The organism is Candidatus Manganitrophaceae bacterium (genome assembly GCA_016200325.1).
In the GTDB taxonomy this organism is placed as follows: Bacteria; Nitrospirota; Nitrospiria; order SBBL01; family Manganitrophaceae; genus Manganitrophus.
In genome coordinates this window covers 188,903-214,686 of the sequence record JACQEZ010000016.1, presented here as the reverse complement: position 1 = coordinate 214,686, position 25,784 = coordinate 188,903, and the positions used below count along the sequence as shown (strand labels likewise).

At 54.6% G+C, this 25,784-nt stretch carries 22 protein-coding genes and 1 tRNA gene; 13 read left to right on the top strand and 10 right to left on the bottom strand.

What is annotated here, in order from left to right; translation table 11 throughout:
* Positions 1 to 7 precede the first annotated feature (7 nt).
* Positions 8 to 904 carry a peptidylprolyl isomerase gene (locus tag HY282_13940; protein ID MBI3804853.1) on the bottom strand — a complete coding sequence of 299 codons (897 nt, stop codon included), beginning with the start codon at positions 902 to 904 and terminating at the stop codon, positions 8 to 10.
* Between the two features lie 251 nt (positions 905 to 1,155).
* Here HY282_13940 and priA point away from each other — a divergent pair, with 251 nt between their 5' ends.
* Positions 1,156 to 3,564 (top strand): primosomal protein N', encoded by a 2,409-nt coding sequence (gene priA, locus HY282_13935; protein MBI3804852.1) that lies wholly within the window; start codon positions 1,156 to 1,158, stop codon positions 3,562 to 3,564.
* Positions 3,565 to 3,876: 312 nt separating this feature from the next.
* On the opposite strand, the gene HY282_13930 is transcribed toward priA, so the two are convergent.
* Genes HY282_13930 through glgA form a run of 3 tightly spaced genes read right to left on the bottom strand, consistent with a single transcriptional unit; the run spans position 3,877 to position 7,210 of the window.
* Positions 3,877 to 4,599: a hypothetical protein gene (locus HY282_13930; GenBank protein ID MBI3804851.1), complete on the bottom strand. Its 723-nt coding sequence runs from the start codon at positions 4,597 to 4,599 to the stop codon at positions 3,877 to 3,879.
* 50 nt (positions 4,600 to 4,649) lie between these two features.
* Entirely contained in the window at positions 4,650 to 5,729 is a 1,080-nt protein-coding gene (locus tag HY282_13925; protein ID MBI3804850.1) for an ATP-dependent 6-phosphofructokinase, read from the bottom strand.
* Positions 5,726 to 7,210: a glycogen synthase GlgA gene (gene glgA, locus HY282_13920; GenBank protein MBI3804849.1), complete on the bottom strand. Its 1,485-nt coding sequence runs from the start codon at positions 7,208 to 7,210 to the stop codon at positions 5,726 to 5,728. The genes HY282_13925 and glgA overlap by 4 nt, the downstream gene beginning before the upstream one ends.
* 332 nt (positions 7,211 to 7,542) lie before the next feature.
* On the opposite strand from glgA, the gene HY282_13915 reads away from it, so the two are divergent.
* Entirely contained in the window at positions 7,543 to 8,472 is a 930-nt protein-coding gene (locus HY282_13915; protein MBI3804848.1) for a UDP-3-O-acyl-N-acetylglucosamine deacetylase, read from the top strand.
* Between the two features lie 121 nt (positions 8,473 to 8,593).
* Here HY282_13915 and HY282_13910 read toward each other — a convergent pair whose 3' ends face one another.
* The gene (locus HY282_13910) at positions 8,594 to 9,139 is read right to left on the bottom strand and encodes a hypothetical protein (protein ID MBI3804847.1); all 546 of its coding nucleotides are present in this window, start codon (positions 9,137 to 9,139) and stop codon (positions 8,594 to 8,596) included.
* 154 nt (positions 9,140 to 9,293) lie between these two features.
* Positions 9,294 to 10,916, bottom strand: a complete 1,623-nt coding sequence (gene murJ, locus HY282_13905) for a murein biosynthesis integral membrane protein MurJ (GenBank protein MBI3804846.1) — start codon at positions 10,914 to 10,916, stop codon at positions 9,294 to 9,296.
* 53 nt (positions 10,917 to 10,969) lie between these two features.
* Here murJ and rpsT point away from each other — a divergent pair, with 53 nt between their 5' ends.
* Complete coding sequence (rpsT, locus tag HY282_13900; GenBank protein MBI3804845.1) at positions 10,970 to 11,254, top strand: 30S ribosomal protein S20; 285 nt, start codon at positions 10,970 to 10,972, stop codon at positions 11,252 to 11,254.
* A 105-nt stretch (positions 11,255 to 11,359) separates the two neighbouring features.
* On the opposite strand, the gene holA is transcribed toward rpsT, so the two are convergent.
* Genes holA through HY282_13885 form a run of 3 tightly spaced genes read right to left on the bottom strand, consistent with a single transcriptional unit; the run spans position 11,360 to position 15,431 of the window.
* Positions 11,360 to 12,397, bottom strand: a complete 1,038-nt coding sequence (gene holA, locus HY282_13895; GenBank protein ID MBI3804844.1) for a DNA polymerase III subunit delta — start codon at positions 12,395 to 12,397, stop codon at positions 11,360 to 11,362.
* Positions 12,394 to 12,930, bottom strand: coding sequence for a hypothetical protein (locus tag HY282_13890; protein MBI3804843.1), 537 nt, complete (start codon positions 12,928 to 12,930; stop codon positions 12,394 to 12,396). Before HY282_13890 ends, holA begins: the two co-directional genes overlap by 4 nt.
* Positions 12,927 to 15,431, bottom strand: coding sequence for a leucine--tRNA ligase (locus tag HY282_13885; protein MBI3804842.1), 2,505 nt, complete (start codon positions 15,429 to 15,431; stop codon positions 12,927 to 12,929). The genes HY282_13890 and HY282_13885 overlap by 4 nt, the downstream gene beginning before the upstream one ends.
* Positions 15,432 to 15,545: 114 nt before the next feature.
* Between HY282_13885 and HY282_13880 the strand changes: the two genes are divergently transcribed.
* From HY282_13880 to HY282_13835, 10 genes are all read left to right on the top strand, one after another.
* Positions 15,546 to 16,577, top strand: a complete 1,032-nt coding sequence (locus HY282_13880) for a hypothetical protein (GenBank protein MBI3804841.1) — start codon at positions 15,546 to 15,548, stop codon at positions 16,575 to 16,577.
* A 324-nt stretch (positions 16,578 to 16,901) separates the two neighbouring features.
* On the top strand, positions 16,902 to 17,870 hold the full coding sequence (locus tag HY282_13875) for an extracellular solute-binding protein (protein MBI3804840.1): 969 nt from the start codon (positions 16,902 to 16,904) through the stop codon (positions 17,868 to 17,870).
* 25 nt (positions 17,871 to 17,895) lie between these two features.
* A complete protein-coding gene (locus tag HY282_13870; protein MBI3804839.1) occupies positions 17,896 to 19,566 on the top strand; it encodes an iron ABC transporter permease in 1,671 nt (556 codons plus the stop codon).
* A 56-nt stretch (positions 19,567 to 19,622) separates the two neighbouring features.
* Positions 19,623 to 20,717, top strand: a complete 1,095-nt coding sequence (locus tag HY282_13865; protein MBI3804838.1) for an ABC transporter ATP-binding protein — start codon at positions 19,623 to 19,625, stop codon at positions 20,715 to 20,717.
* A gap of 55 nt (positions 20,718 to 20,772) precedes the next feature.
* Complete coding sequence (locus HY282_13860) at positions 20,773 to 21,267, top strand: transcriptional repressor (GenBank protein MBI3804837.1); 495 nt, start codon at positions 20,773 to 20,775, stop codon at positions 21,265 to 21,267.
* Between the two features lie 60 nt (positions 21,268 to 21,327).
* Positions 21,328 to 21,519 (top strand): hypothetical protein, encoded by a 192-nt coding sequence (locus HY282_13855; GenBank protein ID MBI3804836.1) that lies wholly within the window; start codon positions 21,328 to 21,330, stop codon positions 21,517 to 21,519.
* A gap of 177 nt (positions 21,520 to 21,696) precedes the next feature.
* The gene (locus HY282_13850; GenBank protein MBI3804835.1) at positions 21,697 to 22,854 is read left to right on the top strand and encodes a hypothetical protein; all 1,158 of its coding nucleotides are present in this window, start codon (positions 21,697 to 21,699) and stop codon (positions 22,852 to 22,854) included.
* Positions 22,855 to 22,947: 93 nt separating this feature from the next.
* Entirely contained in the window at positions 22,948 to 24,459 is a 1,512-nt protein-coding gene (locus HY282_13845) for an FAD:protein FMN transferase (GenBank protein MBI3804834.1), read from the top strand.
* Between the two features lie 17 nt (positions 24,460 to 24,476).
* Positions 24,477 to 25,031: a hypothetical protein gene (locus HY282_13840; GenBank protein MBI3804833.1), complete on the top strand. Its 555-nt coding sequence runs from the start codon at positions 24,477 to 24,479 to the stop codon at positions 25,029 to 25,031.
* A 116-nt stretch (positions 25,032 to 25,147) separates the two neighbouring features.
* Positions 25,148 to 25,222, top strand: a tRNA-Val gene (locus tag HY282_13835).
* Between the two features lie 37 nt (positions 25,223 to 25,259).
* On the opposite strand, the gene HY282_13830 is transcribed toward HY282_13835, so the two are convergent.
* Entirely contained in the window at positions 25,260 to 25,781 is a 522-nt protein-coding gene (locus HY282_13830; GenBank protein ID MBI3804832.1) for a DUF4124 domain-containing protein, read from the bottom strand.
* Between the last annotated feature and the right edge of the window lie 3 nt (positions 25,782 to 25,784).

Genomic DNA, 25,784 nt, shown 5'->3' with positions numbered 1-25,784 from the left:
TTTTAAGTTATTTCTGCGCTGGAGGAGCGGACATCGAATGCTCCCCGGAATGTTCCCCGGGGCCCCCCATGGGAGGAGCGGCCGGTGTTGAGATTTTCTGAAGCCGATCTTTATTGACCTTGATTTTTGCTTTTTCTTTGAGTTGATCGATTTCATTGTTGATCATCGTACCGCGGAGTCCCTGGACTTGGGCGGGGGTGAGCTCTTCGAAACTCTTCGGCTCCCGGGCCTCGGTGACTTTAATAACGTGAAAGCCGAAAGGGCTTTGAACCGGCTTGCTTATCTCATTAGGCTTTAAGGCAAAGGCGGCATCGGCGAACGGCTTGACCATCTTATCTTTGGTGAAAAAGCCGAGATCGCCGCCGCGGGGGGCGCTTCCCGGATCGGTTGACTTTTCCTTCGCCAAGGCGCCGAAGTCGGCCCCCTGATCCAGTTTCTTTTTTACCTCTTTTGCTTCATCTTCCGTTTTTACCAAGATGTGGCTTGCGTGTACTTCCTTGAATTCACCCTTATTCTTGTTATAGTACTTCTTCATCTCGGCATCGGTCAGTTTTTCGGCGGCAAGCTGATTGACCACTTCACTGATCATCACTTCTTTGGTCAGCTCGTCGATCCGGTCCTTTACCTCTTTCTTTTTATCTACACCGAGCCGTTTTCCTTCCTGGCTTAAGACCTCGCGCGAGATCAAAATGTCGAGTAACTCCTCTTTACCCTCAGGAGAGTCGAAATTCCCTTGTCCCTCACTGGTCAATCGCTGCATCCGTTTCTGAAATTCCTCCGTGGTGATCGACGCGCCATTGACGTTGGCAATCTCGTCGTCCGCAGCGCGGGCAAGGGAGAGGAGCGGTAAAGGGGACGCGAAGAGCGTCACAAGGAAGAGTGTGGCAAGCCCTTTCAAAATCATCTGAACCTCCAAATAATAAAATATGCCGTCCATTGTAACGCGTTGTCGTAAAAAGATCAACGAGAATTGCGTCGTTTTTCACGCGCTTTGTTCTTGTTTTGCAAGGTTGACGTTGTTAAAATAACGTTCCCCGAGAAAGGCCCTTTCTTCGATAGAAGATCGTCGAAGGAAGGGCGGATATGACACCCTGCTCATTGTGGTCGATGCCCTCTCCTCATTTCATTGAAGTCGCACTTCCCGAGACAGACGGTATGTTTCATTACCGCCTCCCGGCGACGATGGAGCCGCAGCGGCTGGAACCGGGAGCGCGCCTTTTGGTTCCGTTCGGCCGCAGCCAACGTCTGGCGTTCTTTGTCCGACGGGTCGATCAACCCGATGTAGCAGAGACCAAAGAGGTCCTCGCCGTCTTAGACGGCGAAGCGTCGATCCCGCGCCGGCTCTTCGATCTGCTCCTCTGGATTACCGATTATTATCTGGCCCCGATGGGAGCGGTCATCAAAGGGGCTTTTCCACAAGGAATCCATGCCGTGGTCTGCCGGCATTTTGATTTGACGGAAGAAGGAAAACAGGCTGATCGAGAAAAGCGGGCTTCGCTCCAGGAGGAGATTCTCTCCTTCCTTGACGAAACAGGGTCCCAAAGTGAGCCGGACCTTCGCAAACGGTTCGCCGCACCCTCCCTGCCGCGATCGCTCTCCCTCTTAAAGAAAAAAGGATGGATCACCGAGCGATGGGAGGTGATGCCTCCCGCCGTCCGAAAGAAATTTCGGCGGTCTGTCTCCCTGCTTGAAGCGGCCGACGAGACTGCCTCTGTGATGGACTCTCTTCAGCGCAGAGCACCGCAGCAGGCCCAGGTCATCGAGATCCTTCGGGCGGCGGGAGGATCGCTCCCGGTCGCTGCCTTTGAAGCGTCGCTTCGCGCGCCTTTGAAGCGACTTTTGGAGAAAGGGCTGATTGGAGAATCTCAAGAGGCTGTCTCCCGAATTCCACGCAAAGGCGCCGGCTTTCCGGTGAAGGGGGAACTCCTCCTCAATGCGGCACAGCAGGGGGCGGTCGATCAAATCGTCTCGACGCTGGAGGAAAAAAAGTTTGCTCCCTTCCTCCTGCACGGCATCACCGGGAGTGGAAAAACAGAGGTCTACCTTCGCGCGATTGAAAAGGCGGTCTCGTTGGGGCGCGGCGCCATCCTCCTCGTTCCGGAAATCGGGTTGACCGCGCAGCTGGTCGCCCGATTTCACAGCCGGTTTGGGGAGGCGGTTGCCCTCTTCCACAGCGGTCTTTCGCCGGGGGAGCGCTATGACGAATGGAGCCGGGTCCGGGAGGGAAAAGCACAGATCGCAATCGGCGTTCGGTCGGCGATCTTCGCTCCCTTTGAAGAGGTCGGAATCATTATCGTCGATGAAGAGCACGATGCCTCTTATAAACAAGAAGACGGGGTTCACTACCATGCACGGGACATGGCGCTGGTTCGGGCGAAGCAGTCGAATGCGGTGGTTGTGTTGGGATCGGCGACCCCCTCCTTCGAATCGTTTCATAACAGTCAGACCGGAAAGTATCGGTATCTCCATCTGCCGGGACGGATCGACGCCCGCCCGTTGCCGACGGTCAAGATCATCGATCTGAGAAAGAAAGAGGAGTGGGTCCGGCCATTTCTTACCCGGCCGCTGATCTCGGAGATCGGGAAGCGGCTCGACAACCGGGAACAGGCGATGATCTTTATCAATCGGCGCGGTTTTTCTCCCGCCCTTCTCTGCGGCGATTGCGGATATCTCCCCTATTGTATCCGCTGCAGCGTCTCGTTGACTTATCATAAGAAGACGACCCGTCTGGTCTGCCACTACTGCGGATTTCAAATGGTTCCGCCGGCGGAGTGTCCCGAATGCCAAGGGGTTCGTTTGATCCACCTTGGAATCGGAACCGAGCAGGTTGAAGAAGAACTTCGAAAGCTCTTCCCTGCGGCCCGGATCGCTCGGTTGGACCGCGACACCACCCAGAAAAAAGAAGCACATCACAAAATCCTGGCGGCGATGGCGCAGCGGGAGATCGACCTTCTGGTCGGCACGCAGATGATTGCGAAGGGACATGATTTTCCACAGGTGACGCTGGTCGGCGTCCTCTGCGCCGACCTCTCGCTCCACTTTCCCGACTTTCGCGCGGCGGAACGGACCTTTCAACTCTTGGCCCAGGTGTCGGGCCGGGCCGGCCGGGGCGAGCGGCCCGGGGAGGTGATGATCCAAACGTTCCAGCCGCAGCACGATGCCATCGCGGCCGCGGCGGCACATGACTATTCCGGATTTTATGAGCGGGAGATCGCTTTCCGAAAAGAGATGGGTTATCCCCCTTTTTACCGCTTGACCCTGCTCCTTCTCAGCCATGTTGAGGAGGCGCGCGTGGCCGATCGAGCGGCCGCTCTCGGCGATCTCATTTCACAGGTTCTTCCCCCTCCGAAGAAAGGAGATGCGGAACGAGAAGTGTCCCTCCTCGGCCCGGCGCCGGCGCCGCTGGCGCGCCTGCGCGGAGAATACCGATATCAAATTTTGCTTAAAGGAAAAGAGCAGAGGAAGATCGCGGCCATCCTCAAGGAGAGCTTGAATCGCTGGAAGGGAATGGAGCGAAAGGGGGTCCGGTTGGAGGTGAACATCGACCCTCAGAACTTTGTCTAATCATGTCACTTGTAGGTTCTTTTAAAATGATCTGATTTTAAAATTCAGCGTTCGGTCTCTCCGATTCACCTGCTCGTGCAACATCACTCCGACTTCGGTTTTTCTTAACAAGAAATTCCCTGAAGGGCGAATACTGTTCGACCGGATTAAAAAGGGGGAGATCGATACGACCTTTATCATTACACACCGGATGTCGTTGGATGACGCACCGGAGGGCTATCGGATTTTTAACGATAAAGAAGATGGCTGCATCAAGGTTGTGATAAAACCATAAGGATTATGTCTGAGGGGCGGTTGTTTTTATCGAAGCCGTTAAGCAGTGAAGGGAGATAACGCCCGATCGCAAAGTGCTTCAGCGTTGAATCGGCAGATGCGGCATTTGTTGACGGAGGCGTTTGATTCGGGCGCCCTTTTCCCCTGCCAGTAGTCGACGGCCCATTTCAAGTTCCGTTCGGCAAGTTTCGGACGAAAGGGAAAGAGATGGAGGGTGAATTCTCCTTCTTGGCGAAGGAGCGACATCCCCAGCCGTGACGTCTTTGCCCGGAGCCGCTCCGTCCCCTCCAGAAGTCTTTCAATGAGATCGGGTGGCAAGGTCTTCGTGATCGCGCGTTCCGGGGGAAAGATCGCGACCGCGCAGAGGAGGGCGTCGATCGCAAAGTGATTCTGTTGGAGAAGCCAACCATAAAGGTTGGCTTGCGTCTGTTGCGAAGGGAAGAGATCCGAGCGGCGGGAGAATTTAAATTCCATTAACAGACGGACCGACCGTCCTTCGAATTGAACCAGGTCGGGCCGACCCCAAATCGGAATCTCGTCCCACCTTCCCTCCATCGGGAATTCAAAAAGGGTGAGCCGCTCGTCCCGTTGGAGGGACGCCTCGATCTCTTCCCGGGTTATCGGTGTTGCCCCTTTTTCCAGCGCTGCATGTCCTTCGGTCCCGATCTCCATTGCCGGCGAGGGAGGTTCTACCCCTGGAAATTGCAAGGCGAGATCGACCTTCTTCTCGCAATACCATTGCTGGGAGAGGGTGGAGACCATCAAGACTTCCTGTTGGTGTCGCAGAGAGCGAGACGGGATGGAAGGGATATTCATCGGCCGAATGAGATCCCAAGCGATTCTGCAGTCCGGACCATCTCGCCGTCGGCAGGAACGAACTTCAGGCCCTGGGTGGCCTCCGACAGGGAAACGGAGCAGATCTCGGTCCCCTTTAAACAGACCATTTCTCCAAATCGGCCCTGGGCGAACAGGTCGATTGCGGCCACTCCAAAGCGGGTCGCTAAAATGCGATCATCGGGGGTGGGTGATCCGCCCCGCTGGATATGACCGAGAACGGTCACCCGGACGTCCATCTTGGTGCAGCGGCTGATCTCTTCCCCAACCTTGTCTCCGACGCCACCGAGGCGAAGCGCATAGCCGGTCTCAGAACGTTTGAGGATCGACATCTCGCCGCCGACCGGCTTGGCCCCTTCCGCCACCACCACAATCGAGAAGCGGCTTCCTTGTTCATAACGAGACAGAATTTTCTTGCAGATTAAATCAAGTTGAAAAGGAATTTCAGGGATCAGGATGACATCGGCTCCTCCGGCCAGGCCGGCTTCCAGCGCGATCCATCCGACATATCGTCCCATCACCTCGACGACAATGACTCGATGATGGCTCTCCGCCGTGGTATGAAGCTTATCGAGCGCTTCCGTGGCGGTGTTGACGGCGGTATGGAACCCGAAAGTCAAATCGGTGTCGGGGATGTCGTTATCGATCGTTTTCGGAATCCCAATTGTTGGAATTCCCATCTTGTAAAGGTGATCGGCGATCTTGAGGGTTCCGTCTCCGCCGATGACGATCAATCCCGAGAGCTCGAGCGCCTCGATGTTTGTTTTCAGCTCACCCGAGAGGTCAAACTGCTCCTGTTTTCCGTCAACGGTTCTGGTCATCTGCATCGGGTTGATGGTGCTGGTTGTCCCTAGAATCGTCCCGCCGGTCGGAAGAATCCCGCGGATGGTCCAGGGGGTCATCGGCCTGACTTTAACCGGCGAAAGAAGCCCCTCAAACCCTTCCTCGATACCGATGACGTCGCAGTTGTATTTGACCTTGGACGTTTTGACGATCGCGCGAATCACCGCATTCAGCCCCGGGGCGTCGCCGCCTCCGGTTAAAACACCGATTTTCATCTCCCCCCTCTTTTCTTTTTGAGAAGCGATTGATAGAGCCGGATATATTTTTCGGCGGAGTTATCCCAGGAATAATTTCCCTCCATTCCGTTTCGAATCAACGACTGCCACCTCTTTTTTTCTCTGAAAAGTGTTAACCCCTGCTGAATCTGTCTAAAAAACGCGGTCGGTGTATAGGAATTAAATTTAAACCCATTTCCTTTTAATGTCTTCGGATTAAATGGGGTGACGGTGTCATCGAGGCCTCCGGTGGCGCGAACGACCGGAACGGTGCCATAGCGGAGGCTCATCATCTGGTTCAAGCCACACGGCTCGTATTTAGACGGCATTAAAAAGAGATCGGCACCGGCCTCGATTCGATGGGCCAGGGTGTGGTCATAGGCGATCTTAACCACCGCCTGTTGAGGATATTCCTGGGCCAACGATTGAAGCCGTGTTTCGTATCCTTTGTCGCCGCTTCCTAAGACGACCAATTGAACGCCGGCCCCGATGATCTGTTCAAAGGCCGCGTCGATCAAATCGATCCCTTTCTGCTCGCTCAGACGGGTGATCATCGCGAGAAGGGGGATCTCCCTCCTGATCGGCAAACCGGTCTCTTTCTGAAGGGCCGCTTTGCACACTTCCTTTCCCTCGAGCGATTTGCTGTTGTAGGTGGCTGCAATATAAGAATCTCGCGAGGGATCCCACTCTGCGGTATCGATCCCATTGAGGATACCATATAAATCTTTTCTTCTCTTTCTTAAGATCCCTTCCAACTGACAGCCGTACTCGGCCGTCTGGATCTCTTTTGCATATCGCGGACTAACAGTTGAAAGGGCATCGGCAAAAACGAGCCCGGCTTTCATAAAATTAATTTTTCCATAAAACTCTAAGGCCTCGGAGGTGAAATAGTCCCAGGGAAGGTTGAGGAGATGCCAGTCATAATGCCAAAAGATTCCCTGGTAGCCGAGGTTATGGATGGTAAAGAGGCTGGCAATGTTCCGGAAAGAAGGGTCGGTTGCTCCCTCTCTTTTTAAAAAGAGGGGGAGGAGGCCGGTATGCCAGTCATGGGTATGGAGGATGTCGGGCTCAAGCCCGAGGATCCGGATCGATTCAAGCACCGCCTTAGAAAAGAAAACAAAGCGTGCCGCATTGTCGGGGTAATCTCCCTCATTCGTTCCATAGAGATTAGATCGGTCGAAAAATGGATCATGTCGAATGAAATAATAATGAACACCTGCCCGGTTGCTGTAAAAGATTTCTCCCGATTCTCGCCGATCGGACAGGGGAACCGTGATCGATCGACCGGTCGATTTTAAAGCGAAATGGTCACGGTCGATGTGGCCATAAAGGGGAAGAAAAACGGACACGGAGACGCCCTGTCCGACCAAGGCTTTTGAAACGGCGGAGACCACCTCCCCCAATCCCCCTGTTTTTGCGTAAGGGGATGCCTCTGCCGTGGCCATTACGATATTGATGTTTTTTTCAGCCTGATCAATCATAGAAGGGCATAGAGAATCCGCATTTTCATTATCTTAACCTTTTTGTTCGGTGATGTCGATCTGGAAGGGACTCGCTCTATCGCTACGATTGACTCCCTTAAAAGTAGAAGTCTCGTTGCTTAAAGACAACAGATTCAGCTGAATCGTATCATTTTTACAACAACCCGGTGTCTGGTTGCTATCGAGCGAGAAGGCATCTTAACCATAGATTATTGATAAGGCTAATTAATTTTTTTTTGGATTTTCGCATCAATAGGCATGTAAGTTGCTAAATATAACTGCAGCGCCGTTATTCAGCCGCCGCTGTATAGTCCCATTGGAGATGCGTGAAGATGCCATCAGTGATAAAGCAACAGACCATCCGGAGAGAAGTCGCTTGCTACGGAATAGGCCTTCATTCCGGAGAGATGATCCATCTGAAGCTCCTCCCCGCCCCCGAGGGAAGCGGCATCGTTTTTCTCAGGACAGACCTGGGTGGAATCATGATTCCCGCCGATGCTTCTCACGTGATCTCCACACACTTATCGACCACTCTCGGGGTGGAAAGGGCGGTTGTTCAAACGGTTGAGCACCTCCTGTCGGCGGTATCTGCATTCGGAGTTGATAATCTGTTCATTGAATTAGATGGCGCAGAGGTTCCCATTTTAGATGGGAGTGCCGCTCCGTTTGCCGCACTTTTATCTGAAGCCGGAATTGTTGAGCAGCGTCAGGCAAAAAAAGTGATTCAATTGGTCGAGCCGGTGAGTATCTCCGAGAAGGGGAAAACGATTGCTGTTTATCCTTCTTCCTCTTTTGAGATCTCTTACGAGATTCAATTCGATCATCCCTTAATCTCGAATCAAGCATATCTTTATCGGCACGATCAAGAAGCCTTTGTCAATCTGATCGCTCCTGCGAGAACATTCGGATTTTTAAAAGATGTACAGATGCTTCAATCTCAAGGGTTGGCGCGGGGCGGTTCGTTGGAGAATGCGATCGTGATCGGGGAGGATCAAATTCTCAACGAGCAGGGTCTCCGGTTTCCGGATGAATTCGTCCGGCATAAAATTCTTGATTTAATTGGCGATTTCTCATTGTTGGGAATGCCGATTCTGGGTCGAATCAAAGCGAGTTGCTCGGGACATCTGCTTCATGCAAAGCTGATGAGAGAAATCCTGAAAAACAAAAAAACATGGAAAGTGATCGACGCGATTTCTCCGGTCGAATCCTATACCGGATCTGCTTATCAGCCGGCCTACTCTCCTCTTTCTCCTGCCATTTAATCCAATCGGGCAAAATAAAAGAGGGGCCCCGGGGGGCCCCCCCACTTCTATCTTGCAATGCTATTTCTTTTTGGTCGCTTTTTTCTTTGTGGCGGTCTTCTTTTTTGTCGGCAATTCTCTCTCACCCCCTTTCATGACCCTCTTTGGTAGGGTTTTTATCTAACAGGGTTTCCGGCCCTGTCTCCTCAACAAGCGTAAAAGTATTCGGTGCGATTTTCTTAAACCTTTTATCCCTTGAAAGAGAGATGGCAACGGAGGTCACGGGTGTTTTTCCCCGAATGCGCACACCCCCTTCCGTTAATCTTTGGTAGATTTCTTTTGCGTGCAGCGGTTTGCCTGTTTCTTTCAAAAGTAAAAAAGCGGCCTGTGGGACCGAAAGACCGGCATACTTTGTTTTTTCTAGGAGAATTTCTTTTGAGTGGTCATGCGACTCAGCGGACTTGCCGCTTTTTTCTTTTTCGGCATCCGTGGTCAGGGAATTCGAGGGGAGGTATCTTGCTTTTTCCACCTCAACACGGTAGAGGGTTTCTGCAAGTTCAAGATACTTTTTAATCGTCTTTATTTCATCCTCAATTTTTTCACGTTTTTTCTGAAGCTCCTGGAGCTTTGACTTGTAGACGTGAATTCTCTGTTCGAGACCTGCAATAATGTCTTTAAAGTCTTCCACAAAACACCTCTATATAAAATTTATAGCAGCTAGCATGATTTGTGTCAAGACAATTATTAAAGCCATGCTATATGCTTGAATGAATAAATTCTACATGAAGGCTACATCTTTAGTACTATATATGGACAAACTTAGTCAGAGATGTACAAAAGGATTAAGAGGCTTTTTGATTTCTTTTAGAAAGGCGGGTTTTTAGCAAGGTATATATGAAGTAGTACTCCTCACTCTTTAGCATTGCTTGTATAGCAAAGTAGCAGAAGGCACTTGTAACAATGGCAGCGCTTAATATCGCCACCTTAAGGGGCCCGTTTCCTTTTGAGAGCCAAATCGACTGATAATTAACCAGGAGAGAAATCGGTAGAACGGAGAGCGACGCGAGGATGACCTTCATATGGGATTGAAGAATCCTTCTGCCATCAATGCGTCCGATCCGTTTTCTGAGGATGATTAATAAGAGGGTAAAATTCAGTATCGCCGCCAAAGAAGTCGCCAATGCCAATCCGCCATGCGCAAGCGGAACCATCAGAGCCAAATTAAGGGCGACATTGACGATGACTGCAACAACCCCGATCTTGACCGGCGTCTTCGTATCTTGCAGTGAGTAGAAGACGGGGACGACAATCCGAATTCCGGCAAATGCCCAGAGTCCAATTGAATAGAACAAGACCGCGCTGGCGGTCCCGAGGGTCGCCTGTCGGCCGAATTCCCCATGTTCAAAGAGAAGGTGAACGATCGGGACCCGGAAGAGAATCAATCCGACCATGGCAGGAAAAGTAATAAAGAAGACCAGTCGGAGACCGAAGGAGAAGGTCCGGCGCAACCCTTCCATATCGTTCTGAGCGGCCTGGGCTGATAAGGTCGGGAGGAGCGCAGTCGAGAGCGCGACGGCAAAGATGCCGAGGGGGAAGTGAATGAGCCGCATGCCATAGTAAAGATAACTGACGCTTCCTGCTGCCAAATAGGAGGCAAGCAGCGTGTTGACCAACACATTGATCTGTGTGATCGAAAGGCCGAGGGTCGTCGGCAGAAGGAGCCGACCCATCTGGGCCACGCCCGGGTGAAGCGGCCAGGTCGGCTTGCGGAGGGAGAGTGAGAACCCTTCTTGATACAGCGCCGGCGCCTGAATCAAAAATTGCGCGAGGCCGCCGAGGGCGACGCCAATCGCCGCGCCATACACCGGTTCGCGAAGCAGCGGTGTAAAACCGAAAACAAAAAAGATGCTGACCACATTAAAAATGCCCGAAGCGAGCGCCGGCGGGGCGAAGTGACGGGTGCTGTTCAAAATTCCCATCGCGAGGGCCGCCAAAGAAATAAAGAGGAGGAAAGGGAACATGATCCGTGTCAATGTAATGGTTAGATAAAACTGAGAGGGGTCTCGGGCAAACCCCGGCGCAATCGATTGAACAATGTTCGGAGAGAAGACAATCCCGAGCGCCACGACGGTGCAGAGGAGGAGAAGAAGGGTGGAATAGGCGGCGGCGACCAGCTCTTTCGCTTCGACTCGTGATTTTTTTGAAAGGTATTCTGTAAAAACCGGAATGAAGGCCGCCGACATTGAACCCTCCGCGAAGAGTTCTCGGAGCATGTTCGGAATGCGAAAGGCGACATAAAAGGCATCGGCCGCAATCGTGGCGCCGAAAAGATTCGCAAGGACCATGTCCCGAATGAATCCCAGGATCCGGCTGATGAAGGTTCCGAGCGCCACGATCCCCGCGGCGCCGGCCACCCCTTTTTCAACTTGCACCTGAGCGGCCAGGCTTTTTCCTTGACTTTCCATCACAGCCTATGTTAAAAACCAAGTTTACTTTATGATTTTAAGGAGATCTGATTGTGGCAAACCATCCATCTGCACTAAAGAGAGAGCGACAGGCCCAGAAGAGAAAACAGCGAAACCGAGGTGTTCTCTCCTCCGTCCGAACGGCCATCAAAAAGGTTCAGACGGCCCTTTCCGAAAAGAATTCGGATCGCGTCAAAGCGGCCCTTAAAGAAGCAGCATCCTCTATCGATGGTGCCGCATCGAAAGGGGTCATCCCTGCAAAGCGCGCCTCGCGAAAGATTTCTCGCCTTGCGGCAAGGGTCAATAAGTTTTTGTCGGCAGGCGCTCCTTCCGCATAACATTATATCTGATCTGCTGTAGAAGACGACCTTACCCGATCCTCCATATCACGAGGTCTCGCACCCTACCGATCCGTCCGTGATCTGTGGCTGCGTTGCATCCGATTACGCATCTAAGAAGGGGAGGGTGTAGCCCTTCCGTTGCAATGCGGGCGTGGGGGGACAGAGGTCTAGAATCAACATCTCAAGGACGAGCGAGGCCGACTGTTTCCCACCCTTTAATTGGGTGTCTGCCGCCAGGGAGAGATCGAATGCCCTTCGGATCTCGCTCCGCTTCCAACGCCGGACCTGTTTTAGGAAGAGGGGAAAGAGGCTCGGCGGCATCGGGACCTTCTTCGCCGTCGCCGATTCCGACGCTCCTGCATCGACCGACTCTTTCGCCACCGCCATCAGACGCCACTGCCGGGTTAACATCGCCAGGATCATCAGCGGCGCCTCCCCCTCCCCCAAAAGGGCGGAGAGGAGAGAAAAGGCCCCCTTTTGGTCTTTTTCTCCCAGCGCCCGGAGCAGTTCGAAGACCGAATGGCTTCGGCCTCCTGCGATGAGCTGTTGAACCGCCTCCAGCGACACTTCCTGGTTGTCCGAGAGATGAAGCGCAAGCTTATCGAGTTCCCGGTCGATCAAAAAAAGGTCTTTACCCAAATGCTCTTTCAGGTACCAGACCGCCTCTTCCGAGAGATGAATCCTCTTCTTTTTTGCCTCTTGCGCGATCCAGCCCGGCACCGCCGAGTCGGAGAGCGGGGTGCACTGAATAACGGTCGCCTTTTTTTTCAGGGTGGCGAAAAGTTTTTTTCGTAGGTCGGGCTTCGCCGCAACGAAGAGCAACAGGGTCGTCTCGCAGGGCTGCTCAATATAATCGAGGAGGGTCTCCCGATCGTCCTTAATCAAATCGGCATTCCGGATCAGGATGAACCGGCGAGGACTCATCACCGGAAAGGTTTTCGCCGCCATGACGACCTCTTCCGGATTGACTTCCTCCCCTTGAAATTGATCGTAATTGAAATCCCGGGCGGTCTCGTCGAGCGCCTTCTCGCGGAATCGGTTCAGGATCTGCTGGGTAAAAAAAGGCTCCTCGCCGATGAGAAAGTAGAGGGGGGAGAAGCGCCCTTGCTCCAGATGTTTTAACGCCTCGAGATAGGTCATCCGCCTGCCGGTTTTTCTGGGGTGGAAGGGATTGGAGGAGGCGCTTTCACAATGAGCCGATCGGCGACCCGTTCGGCCAAGCGTTTTGCCGCTTCTCGAATCGCGCGATCCTCCGCGGCCCGGTCGGTCAGTGGATCGGGCCGCGCGATGTACTCGGCGGTCGCCTCTGCAATTTCTTTCTGTTTGGGTGGATCGCTGTTGGGGAGGAGGAGGGTATATTCGAAGCCGATTCGAATACGGTATTCCTGCGCCTGGGCGTTGAGGGCCAATGAAATCGGGATTCGCTCAAAGACAAAAACCCGTCCACTCAAGCGCATCACCGGCTGATCCCGCTTCCCGGTCACCTTCCAGCCTCGTCTCAGGAAGGTCTCTTTAAAGCTCTCCGTCACCCGTTGCTCCAACAGCGGCTCGAAGGTTCCATTTTCAAAAATAGGAATGGAGATCTCGCGGCCCGGGTCGACCGTTGGATGGTTTGCGGCGGAATATCCGCATCCAAAGAGGCCGATGATCAGAAGAAGAATCGCCCCTCTCATAAGACGATGTTCACCAATTTTCCCTTGACCACGATGATTTTTCGGATCGGATGTTCTTGGATCCAGGCTTGCGTCTTCGGATCGGAGAGCGCCTGTGTTTTCAGCGCTTCGTCGGCGGTGCCGGACGGCGCAAAAAAGCGGTTGCGGACCTTGCCGTTGATTTGAACGACGACCTCCGTCGTTTCCTCCTCCGTCCAAGCGGGATCATACGAGGGCCACGGCTTCTCTAAAATGGACGGAGAATGGCCGAGCGCTTCCCAGAGCGATTCCGCACTGTGCGGCGCAAAGGGGGAGAGGAGTAGAACCAATTGATCGAGCGCTTCTGCGAAGGCCGCCCGATGGGCGCGCTTCTCCTCGTCCGTAGGCGGACCGGCCGATGAATCACGCGAGAGGGCGTTGTAGAACTCCATCAACGCCGCGACGGCGGTGTTGAATTGGAATCCCTTTTCAATATCGTCGGTGACCTTCTGGATCGTCCGATGGGTCATCCGCCGGATCTGTTTGACCCGGGGCGAGGCATGGGAGAAGTCGGTCGTCCCGGGGGCGTTCCCCGCCGACCGGTGTGATTCGGCAAACTCTTGGACCAACCGCCAAACCCGCTGCAGAAAACGGGAAGCCCCCTGCACCCCTTCGTCGCTCCATTCCAAATCTTTCTCGGGCGGGGCTGCAAACAGGGAGAAGAGGCGGGCGGTGTCGGCCCCATAGGTTTCGATCAGGCGATCGGGATCGACAATGTTCCCCTTCGATTTCGACATCTTCGCGCCATCTTTGATCACCATCCCCTGCGTGAGAAGATTGGCGAACGGCTCGCCGATTTTGATCAAGCCGAGGTCGCGGACGATCTTGGTGAAGAAGCGAGAATAGAGGAGATGGAGGACGGCATGCTCGATCCCGCCGATGTATTGATCGACCGGCATCCAGCGCTCCGCCTGATCCGAGCGAAGCGGGGCCGATGTCTCATGGGGCGAGGTATAGCGGAGAAAGTACCACGAGGAGTCGACGAAGGTGTCCATCGTGTCGGTCTCCCGGCGGGCCGTTCCGCCGCATTTCGGGCAGACTGCATTGAGAAAAGAAGGGCTTTCCAGCAGCGGCGATCCCCCTTTTCCGGTAAACGGAACATCCTTCGGCAGCATCACCGGGAGATCGGATTCTGGAACTGGGACCACGCCGCAGCGCTCGCAGTAGAGAATCGGAATCGGCGTTCCCCAATAGCGCTGCCGCGAGATCCCCCAGTCGCGAAGACGGTAATGGACCTTTTCTTTCCCGATCCCTTTCTGCTCGACAAACCGTGCAATCGCTTCTTGGGCGGCGGTGGGGGGGAGGCCGGTGAACGGGCCGGAGTCGACCAGGGTGCCGGCCTCCTCGGTATAAGCGGCGGTCAGCGGCAGCGACAAGCTTCCCGACGGGTTTTGAATGACGATGCGAATCGGCAGCTGATACTTTTGGGCGAACTCAAAATCGCGCTGATCGTGCGCCGGGACCGCCATGATGATACCGGTGCCGTATTCCATTAAGACGAAATTGGCGACCCAGATCGGAACCCGATCACCTGAGATCGGGTGAACGGCATAGGTGCCGGTGAAGACCCCTTCTTTCTCCTGGGTGAGCGCGGTCCGGACGGTCTTGTCCTGTCCTTTTATCCTCTCCACGAAGGCTTGGACCGCAGCCTCTTCCGGCCGGCCGGCGATGAGCGCGGGAAGGAGCGGGTGCTCCGGCGCAATGCTCATGAAGGTAACCCCAAAGAGGGTGTCGGGACGGGTCGTAAAGATGGTCAGCCGTTCCGGCCGATCTGAGAGAGGAAAAACGACCTCGACGCCGCGACTCTTTCCGATCCAGTTCTTCTGCATCACCAGAACACGTTCCGGCCATCCGGTGAGATGCTCGGACTCGGCGAGAAGCTCTTCGGCATAGGCGGTAATCCGGAAGAACCATTGCTCCAGGTTTTTTTGAATCACCTCCGTATCGCAGCGCCAGCAATGCCCTTCGATGACCTGTTCATTCGCGAGGACGGTGGCGCAAGAAGGACACCAATTCACCGAGGCCATTTTTCGGTAGGCCAATCCGCGCTCGAACATTTTGATGAAGAACCACTGATTCCAGCGGTAATAGTCAGGCTGACAGGTGGTGACTTCGCGATCCCAATCATAGGAGAGCCCCATTTTCTGGAGCTGACTTCGCATGTAAGCGATATTCTGGGCGGTCCAATCGGCGGGGTGGACCTTTTTCTGAATGGCGGCGTTTTCCGCCGGGAGGCCGAAGGCGTCCCACCCCATCGGATGGAGAACGTTATAACCGCGCATCCGCTTAAAACGGGCAATCACATCGCCGATCGCATAGACCCGGACATGTCCCATATGAATCCGGCCCGAGGGATACGGGAACATCTCCAGGCAGTAGAATTTCGGACGGCTGCTCTCTTCGACAACCCGAAAGGTCTGCCGCTCGCGCCAATAGGTCTGCCATCGCGCCTCTAACTCTTTGTGTTGATAAACCTTTTCCATCACCTTGCTCAAGATGTTGTAATGTCCGACAAAATTAACATACGCCTCCAATTTTAGCAAGCACCGTTGACTAGATTGTCCCTGAGGTATATTCTTTTTACTATGGAATTTGGCATGGAAAAAGATGCGTCGCTCCAAGGGAAATTGGTGGTCTTTGTGGTCGGCCAAACCGATCTCAACCTGGAGAGCACCTCGGTCTTCGAGAGCAAAACATTAAAACATTCCCCCGCTTATCCCGATGTCATTCCGAAGCAAAAAATAATCAAGCTGGAGAAGTCGAACTTCCTCGGACGCGACGTGACCTTCCTGGTGAAGGCCTATCTTCCCGACATCGTGATCGTCGAGGCGACCGTTCAGCTCGAGAATCTTCTCTCGGAACACCTCTCCCCCCTGAAAAAAGAGATCCTGCAGGAGTGCCGGAAATACCTGGTGCGATATGAGTGTCTCCCCCATTTCGATGAGGAGTACAATATTTATTGCGTCTCGAGTTACCAAGGCGATCCCGAGCTCTACCTGACGCTCCACGGCGAGCGGATTGCGCACATCTTAAAAAATGAGCGGATTCAGCTCGACGAGGCGGAGATTCAGAACACGCTGCAAGGGGGGCTCAAGTATGCCAAAGATGATTTAACCCTGGTCGATTGGGACGGCGCCTTCATGTTCGACCCGAACGGTGATTTCGAGAGCAACATCGAGCTGTTCGAGATTGCCAATGTCCAACTCTTAAAGTCGCGTATCCTCGACGATCAGTTGGATGACCGTCTGAAACAGACCATCGTCCTGCTGAAGCAGACGCAGCGGACCCTCTTCCGCTCGAAGGAGATTCGCGCCAGCCTCAAAGAAATCATCCAGATCCGAACCCAATCGATTCTGGAATCGGACGCGATCGATCACAATATCAAGTTGATCGGCGATTGGTACTCGGCACGGGTCTACAGCCAGATCTCAAAAAAGTTTCACCTTGATAATTGGAGCCGAGGCATCTCCCAGAAGCTCGATGTCTTGGAGGATGTCTACACCATGGCCGCCGAGCAGTTCTCGGTCTCTTTTTCAACGACGCTCGAATTTATCTTGATCGGAGGGTGGTTCATCCTTCTGGTCGGCTGGTTCGGGATCTTCCTCCTCGATTTGTTCCTTCGCAAATAGAGATTTTTCCGTCTTCTTCCCTTCAAAAAATACTTGACAAGCCGAGTGGGGCCTCTTAGAATGGAGATTGAATTTGATAATCATTCTCATTTAGGGATCGCCTCATTCACATTCTGTTTTTCTCCCCCCTACATTTAAGGGATTTATGCCTTCCGGACCACCCCTCGGTGCTGAATGAATTGAGCCTGCCACAATCAATCCGGCCTGAATCAGGCATTATTGGCTTAGACAAGGAGTTCGATGGACCTCTTAGCTTGTAGCAAAAATCAATCGATTCGAATCAACGCTCTTTTTTCTCGAGGGCTCCTCGGCCTCTTCCTCCTGATGCTCGGGACCGGTTTTGCCGTGTCAGCCGGTGCAGAGGAGGTCGTTGTCTATTCGGCTCGAAACGAGCAGCTGATCAAGCCGCTCTTCGATGCCTATACCCAGGAGACCGGCGTCCATGTGACCTCCCTGACCGATAAGGAGGGGCCGCTGATGGAGCGCCTCAAGGCGGAAGGGGAGCAGACGCCGGCCGACATGTTCATTACGGTCGATGCCGGCAATCTGTGGCGGGCCGCGAAGGAAGGACTCCTCAAGCCGGTCGATTCGAAGGTCCTTCAAGGGAACATTCCCGCGCACCTGCGCGATCCGGAAAACCGCTGGTTTGGTCTGTCCGTCCGTGCGCGGACAATCGTCTACAATACCAAAAAGGTGAAACCGTCCGATCTAACCACCTACGAAGCGCTCGGAGATCCGAAGTGGAAAGGCCGCCTCTGCCTCCGAACCTCGAAGAAGGTCTATAACCAATCTCTGGTTGCCATGATGATCTATGACTATGGCGTGGCCAAGACGGAAGGGATTGTCAAATCGTGGGTGAACAACCTTGCCACCGATGTCTTTGCGGATGACACACCGGTGATGCTGTCGGTCGCCGCCGGGCAATGCGATGTCGGCATTGTGAACACCTACTATTTTGGCCGGCTGATGGCGAAAAAACCCGAGCTCCCGATCGCCCTCTTCTGGCCCAATCAGAGCAACAGCGGGGTTCATGTGAATGTCTCCGGCGCCGGCGTCACTCAATATGCCAAGCACGCGGCGGCGGCGATCAAGCTGCTGGAGTGGCTCTCCTCCGAAAAGGCGCAGAACCTTTTCGCCGATCAGAATATGGAGTATCCGGCCAATCCGAAGGTCGCGCCCGATCCACGGGTGGCCGCCTGGGGATCTTTTAAGCAAAACCTCATCAATGTCTCCAAAGCGGGGGAGCTGCAAGGGGAGGCGGTAAAGCTGATGGACCGCGCGGGATACAAATAAGGGTCATGAGGAACTTGCCGTGGCGATGAAGCCGTATGTATTAAGAGGGCCGTTCGAGCGAGGCGTTACATTTGTTCGACGCTCTTTTCTCGACCGCTGGCTGCTTGCCTCGCTCTCTCTCGCCGCACTGGTCTTAACCCCGCTCGGGGTGGTGCTCTTTTCAATCTTTTCTCATACCAATGACGTTTGGCGGCATTTTGTTCAGACCAGTCTCTTCACGTTGATTGCGAACACCCTCTGGTTGACAGCCGGCGTGGCCGTCGGCACCACGCTGCTGGGGGTCAGTTTGGCCTGGTTGACCGCCGCGTGTGATTTTCCCGGGAGGAAATGGCTTGATTGGGCTTTGATGCTCCCGCTTGCCCTCCCCCCCTATGTGGTTGCCTTTGTCAGCATTGGGCTGTTTGATTTCACCGGTCCGATTCAGACCGCGCTGAGAGCTTGGCTCGGGGTGGAGAAGCTCTGGTTCCCGAGGATCCGATCGACCGGCGGGGTCATCGCCGTGATGACGCTGACCCTCTATCCTTATCTTTATATGTTGGTGCGAAATGCCTTTCTCACCCAAGGGCGGCGCGGGATCGAGGTGGCGCAGTCGTTGGGACAGGGCCGCCTCCGCGGTTTTTTTCGGGTGGCGCTGCCGATGGCGCGCCCCTGGATCGCGGGGGGGTTGGCATTGGTCCTCATGGAGACCTTGGCCGATTTTGGAACGGTCTCGATTTTTAATTACGACACCTTCACCACCGCGATTTATAAGGCCTGGTTTGGGCTCTTTTCCCTCTCGGCCGCGGCCCAACTCGCCTCGCTACTCGTCATGATCGTTTTTGTCGTCTTGCTGGTGGAGCAGCAGTTGCGGTTTCATCAGCGCTTTTCTCAGACCGGCAGAAGCAATGTCGCCGATCGATTCCGATTCCGCGGGATCGGGGGTTGGATTGCGTTCGCCTATGTGTTCGGCGTTTTTCTGATCGCTTTCATCGTTCCGGTCGGTCAGCTGACGGTCTGGGCGGCCGGGGTGATCGCAGAGGATGTCGATCTTCAGTATATTACCTTCCTCGGCCACTCCCTTTTTCTGGGTGGAGCGGCGGCGCTCCTCACCACCGCCTGTGCGCTGGTCCTGGTCTCTACAAATCGTTTGCGAAATGATCTCTTCACACGGATGACCGTGCGCCTCGCAACCCTCGGCTATGCCCTTCCCGGATCGGTATTGGCTGTCGGTATTTTTATTCCTCTGATCTGGATCGACAAGCAGATCCTCTCCTGGGTCAAAGTCCTCTTCGGCATCGACATCGGCTTCGTCCTCAGCGGCAGCTTGCTCGCCATGCTCCTGGCCTATCTGATTCGATTCATGGCGGTGGCGCACGGCGCAATCGACAGCGCCATGAATCGAATCACGCCGAGCCTCGATGAGACGGCGAGGAGTTTGGGCTTGAGCGGTTTCTCACTTCTGCGCAAAGTTTACTTTCCAATCCTTCGCGGCGGATTAATCACGGCCGCATTATTGGTTTTTGTCGATGTTATGAAGGAGATGCCGATCACCTTAATGACCCGTCCTTTCGGCTGGGACACCCTGTCGGTCCGGATTTTCGAGATGACCTCCGAAGGGGAATGGGAGCGCGCCGCGCTGCCGGCGATGGTGCTGGTTTTAACCGGCTTTATTCCGATTTTGTTGCTGACCCGGTATTCCAGCAGAGAAATAAAATAAGGGGAGGGTTCCTGATTGACTCGAAGGGCGATGCGGCGGAAAGGATTCCTGGTTCCATGACAGTGATTGAATTGGTCCAGCTGACCAAGACCTATCCGGGAGGGAAGATGCCGGCCGTGTATGACATCTCCCTCAATGTGGCGAAAGGGGAAGTCTTGGCGCTGTTGGGGCCGAGCGGAAGCGGAAAGACAACGCTGCTTCGCCTCATCGCCGGTTTTGAAGTTCCCGATCAAGGGAAAATTCTCTTGAGCGGACGGGAGGTGAGCCGCCCGAGCGAGGTGCTTCCGCCCGAACGGCGGGGGGTCGGCATGGTCTTTCAGGATTATGCGCTCTTTCCTCATCTTACAGTGGAGGGAAATGTGGCGTTCGGTCTCGGCGAGCTGAGCCGAGAGCTTCGAAAGAAAAGGGTTCAGGAGGTGGTCGAGCAGGTTGGCCTCGGCGCATTGGGCCATCGGTATCCGCATGAGCTCTCCGGCGGGCAGCAGCAGCGGGTCGCCCTGGCCCGGGCGCTCGCCCCCAATCCGATCGTTCTGATGCTGGACGAGCCCTTTAGCAATCTCGATCCCGACATGAGGGCGCAGATGCGGATGGAAGTGGCCGCCATTTTGCGCCGCACGGAGAGCACCGCGATTCTGGTGACGCACGATCATGAAGAGGCTTTTGCGATGGCGCAGAAGGTGGCGGTGCTCAACATGGGACATCTGGAGCAGTGCGATACGCCGGAGATGGTCTATCACATCCCGTCCACCCCTTTTATCGCCGACTTCGTCGGACAGGCCGATTTTATCCCCGGAATCATTCGAGAGGCGAAGGTTTTCACTGCGATTGGCACCTTTCCGAATCCGTCTACTTTCCCGGACGGTGCGGAGGTGATGGTGATGATCCGGCCGGATGACGTCGATCTGGTTTCGAGCGTGGACGGAATCGCGACGGTTTTGGGCCGACAATTTAAAGGATCGGAAAATCTTTATACGGTTGCCCTTCCCTCGGGACAGACGCTTCACAGCAGCCAGCATTCTCTGGCGGTTTATCCCGACCAAACGAAGGTCGATTTAAAACTGAAAGTCACACACACCGTTCTATTCAGGAGGGATGATGTCTTCTTCAAAAAAGATTCGACAACCCAGTCGGGAGACGGGAAGGCCCTCTAAAATAGTGAAGGAACCTTCCAAAAAAAACTTGACAAGCCGGAAGCCGTTCTTTAAGATGCAGAATGAGTTTGAGAATCATTCTCAAAAAGAGGCGGCGGTGAAAGAGACGGTTAAAAAAGAAGAGACGCTCCTCCAGGAACATATCGCGAAGCACCACTTGAAAGTCACCAAAGAGCGCAGCGCCATCCTGCAAGCTTTTATGGAGGCGCAGCGCCACGTCACGGCCGAAGAGCTCTACCGAATGATGAAGGAGAAAGACGCATCGATCGGTCTTGCGACGATTTATCGGACGCTGAATCTGTTTTGCGAATGCGGGCTCGCGGAGCAGCGGCAGTTCGGGGATGGGCATGCCCGTTATGAGCTGATTTACAACGTCAACCACCATGATCACCTGGTCTGTACCCAATGCAAGAAGATCATCGAGTTTGAGAATCTCGACATTGAAAAGCTCCAGGAGAAGGTGGCGAGGGAAAACCGTTTCACGATTTACAGCCACAAGCTGGAGCTTTATGGACTTTGCTCGGACTGCGCCAAGCGGGCCAGGCGATAGACATCGCCTTCAATCATATTGAGAAAAGAGCGAAGCGGGATTGATGCCGGGGAGAAGGGGATGGAAGATTTACGGTGCCTTTGCGGAAGCTTGGTGGCAAAGGTAAAAAAGGATGGAATTGAGCTGAAGTGCCGCCGCTGCAAGCGGGTGGCGCTCATTCCCTTTTCTCAAAGCGAAAAGCCTATGCTGGAAGATCATCCCGTGATCTACCGTCTTCATGTCACCTTGGACCATCCCACGGCCTTGCCCTGAGCGTCTGTTTTTCCTGGGGCGTTCGGGCGCTGATCTATCTATATGGAATGAATGCCAATTATTTTTAGAGGGAATGTTCAGCGCCGGTGACCTGCGTCATCCGGCACGTAGAGCGAAGGCCAGAGGTCATTCAAGAAAGAACCCCGCGCCGTCAACCGATCACATTTGGAGGAGTCGATGAAAAGGGGTTGGATCGTTTCAGTTTTAATGGCGGCGATGATATTCGGTTTTACCGCGGCAAGGGAGGCCTCGGCTGAAATGGAGTTAGGCGCCCTTCCGCCGGAGACACAGGACGCGGCGTCCGAGCCGAGGATGTCGTTCCACGGCTATGGAGAGCTTCACTACAATCATCCGGTCGTCGAGGGGACCGGGTTCCCGGCCGGCGATCTTCCGGCCACCCTCGATTTCCATCGGCTCGTGCTCGGCTGGTCTTTCTATTACAACGATCGGTTGAGCCTCCACGCGGAGATCGATTACGAGCATGCCGCGCAGGAACTCGAGTTGGAGTTTGCCTATATTGATTACCTGATTAATGATCTGGTGAACGTCCGGGTCGGCGGTGTTCTGCTGCCGGTGGGACCGTTGAATGAATTCCACGAGCCGACCCTTTTCTATAGCGTTGAGCGGCCGTACGTCCAGCGGTATATTATCCCGACCAGTTGGAATTCGGGTGGATTCGGCCTTTTCGGTCAGCCGTTCCAAGGCTTTAACTATCGGATCTATTTCGTCGAAGGTTTGGATGCAAGCGGCTTCTCGGAAAATGGAATCATGGGCGGCCGGCAAATCCTCTTCGAGGATACCAATAGGGCGGTCAATTTCGGCGGGGTCGGACGGGTCGAATATGCCAGACTCCCCGGCTTGATGGTCGGGGCCTCGCTTTACCGCGCAGGGGCGGGTCAAGGGACGCCGGGCCTTGGAAAGGTCCAGGTGACCTTGTGGGATGTCGATCTTCGATACCGGATGAAAGGGATCGACGTAACGGGCCTCTATGCGCAAGGCCGCATCCGGGGGGCCGACCGGGTCAGTGCCTTGGTCGGAGAGACGGTCGGGTCGGCGCAGGTCGGTTGGTATGTCGAAGGGGCTTATCATTTGGCGACGCTGATCAAAACCGAATGGGATCTTGTTCCCTTTGTCCGGTATGAAGCATTCGATACGCAGGCGAAAGTCCCCTCCGGATTTGTGGGAAATCCGGCGACCAATCGAAAGGTAACGACCTATGGCCTGGCCTTCTACCCTCATCCGGATGTGGCGCTCAAAGCCGATCGGGAGATATGGAAGGATGAGACGGGGGCCGACGCGAGCCGGTTTAATATGGCCCTCGCCTTCATGTATTGATGACCCGTCAATTGATTTTCCGGATTCAGCTTTAAGATTTGTCGGAAGGGCGACCATCCGGTCGCCCTTCCTGCGTTATTGGATGATTTCTTCATGGAAGTGTGTTATCGCAGACTGCGGTATCTGATGGGCTCCTTCTTCGAGGTGACCGCCTATGGGGAGCGGGCGCGGTGCGCCGAGGCGGTGACGTTGGCCTTCACGGAAGTCGCTCGGATCGAACGGCTGTTGAGTGTCTACCGTCCTCAAAGCGACTTGACCTGCTTGAATGCCTTCGGTAAAACAGGTGCGCGGTCGATCGATCCGGAGCTCTTCAGCGTTCTTGCGCGGTCGATCGAGTATGCCGAGCAGAGCGGCGGGGCGTTTGATCCGACCGCTGCGCCGCTCATCCGGTTGTGGGGGTTTGGACCGGGACCAGCCCGGCTCTCTCCGCCCTCGAATGAGGAGGTTCTCTCCCTGCTCGACCGGGTCGACTACCGGTCGATTCAGCTCTCCTCCGGACGCGTTGCCTTCTTGAAAGAGGGGGTTGAGATCAATCTCGGCGGGATCGGGAAAGGATATGCGATCGACCGGGCCGCCGAAATCCTCCGCCGAGCGGGAATCTCTCGCGCGATGATCAGCTGCGGGAGCACGATTTATGCGCTCGGAACGCCTCCCGGCAAGGCGGGATGGGAGATCGACATCCGCCACCCCCGGAATGAGGAAGAGAAGATGGAAACGGTCCTCCTTTCCGACCAAGCGATCTCAACCTCGGGCGACTATGAAAAGTATTTTATCTTCGGTGGAAAGCGCTTCAGTCATCTCATCGACCCTCGATCCGGATACCCGGCGGCTGCAGTGGCGAGCGTCAGTGTGATCGCCCCAAGCGCCATGGAGGCCGATGCCCTCTCCACCGCGGCGTTTGTGCTGGGAGAGGGGGAAGGAAACGCCCTGCTGGCGCGCCGCCCCGGGGTGGAGGGGCTGATTCTCCGGGAAGAGGAAGAAGGCCTCATTTCAAGGCATCCAACCTCGGGATGGGGCCGACGGTCTACCGTCCCATCGTTGAGCCGACGGCGTTTCTTGGCATTGGCGTCGCTGCTGCTGGCGGGTCTCTTTCTTCCGAGCCTGGGCGAAGCGACCGTCGTTTATCTGACCGAAGAAGAAGCGCTTCGCAAAATGATGCCGGAAGCGGAGCGTTTCGACACCGATCATATCGACCTCTCCGCAGAGCAGCTGGCGCAGGCGCAGCAGTGGGCGGGGCGGGCCTTCCGAGAAGATGATTACCGTTTCCGCGTGGGCCGAAAGGGGACGGAGACGGTCGGCTACGCCACGGTGTTGGAAGTGGTTGGAAAGGAGCGGCCGATTACGTTTTTAATCGGCATCGATCCGACCGGTGAGATCAAAGGGGTGGAGGTCCTTGTCTATCGAGAGTCGCGCGGCTCGGAAATTCGCCATTCCCGTTTCATGGCTCAGTTTCTAAAGAAGAAGGTCACCAATCCCCTTCGACTGGGGGATGATATCGAAGCGATCAGCGGCGCGACCCTTTCTTCTCGTGCCGCAAGTTATGCCGTGAAGAAAGCCTTGGCTATTTTTGAGGTGGCTTACAAGAGACAGAAAAAAGAAGGCTAACGCGCGATGGAGATCGGGTGAAAAATTTTACGAGACAAGAAAGCTGGCTGTCGAAGTCGTCGCTCGAGATCCGTTGGATCTATACTCTCTTCATCGTCTTTGCGCTGACGGGCCATCTCAGCTTTGTCCTCATTTCGATTACCCGGATCGGCCCCACCTATTCAAAGATCGTTCAGCACTATCAAGGGGGAGAAGGCCCCGCGACCGAGGGAAAGGGGGAGATGGCGTTCCCAAAAGAATTTCCCGAGCTGCTCGAAGTGACCCATTTCCATGCCTATATCGAGGGGATCGTTCTTTTGGTGTTAGCCCATCTGTTCGCGGGGGTCCCGCTTTCCAAAGCGCTAAAGTTCGGGACGATCGGGCTGGCGTTCGGGAGCACCTTTCTCGATCTCGCCTCGCCTTGGTTGGTTCGATATCTTTCCGCTTCCCTGGCCTATGCGCAGATCGGCGCCTGGATCGGGATGGGAATCAGCTATTTCCCCTTGACCCTGCTTCCCCTCTATTTTCTTTGGAAAAAACCCTCGGATCATGGAGGGCGAAAGAAGCGGGCCCATCCTTCGCATCCGCCCTGAGGTTTGAGCCATTGTGAATGATGGAAGCGTGTAGGACAGGGTGGCGGGATGATGACAGGAGATTCGCAGGTTGACAGCCGGACGGTTTATTTGTTAAAAAGGAACATTCCTCATTCGGGCGATTAGCTCAGTGGTAGAGCGCTTCCTTCACACGGAAGAGGCCGCTGGTTCAATCCCAGCATCGCCTACCAATTTCTTTTTCTTAATTTAATCTTCATTTACGGACCGTCACTCCCGGAGCCATCCCGGCGGGGCGTCCGCTTTTCTCGCCTCTTCCGGAAGGACAGTTCTGATCATCTCCTCCGCCTTACGGATCGCCTCTTTTTGCATTTCAATCTCTTTCAATAGATCTCCCGTCTCGGCCATTCTGGAGGAGATCCCCTCATTCCCATATTGAACCTGCGCCAGCCGTGCCTCCGCCTCGGCCAACTTGTGCGCGGCCTCTTCCTTCTTGGTCCGCCATTTCCCGATTTCCGCTTGCCACCACTCCTCATTATGTCCCTCTCGATCGGTCGGGGGTGAAACATCGGTTGATTCGAGCGGGACGATCGGTTTGACGGACGGCATCGCTTTTAACTCTTCCACCGTTGCATTCTTTCGAAAGGCAGGGGGGACTTTTGCGGGATCATCGGTAAAGTGAGGCGTGCCGGTCTCATCCAGCCAGCGATAGATCTCGACGGCCGTGACGAAAGAGGTCAAAGAAAGCAAGAGCACCAACGCTGAAACGATACTTTTTTTAATCTTATTCATGGA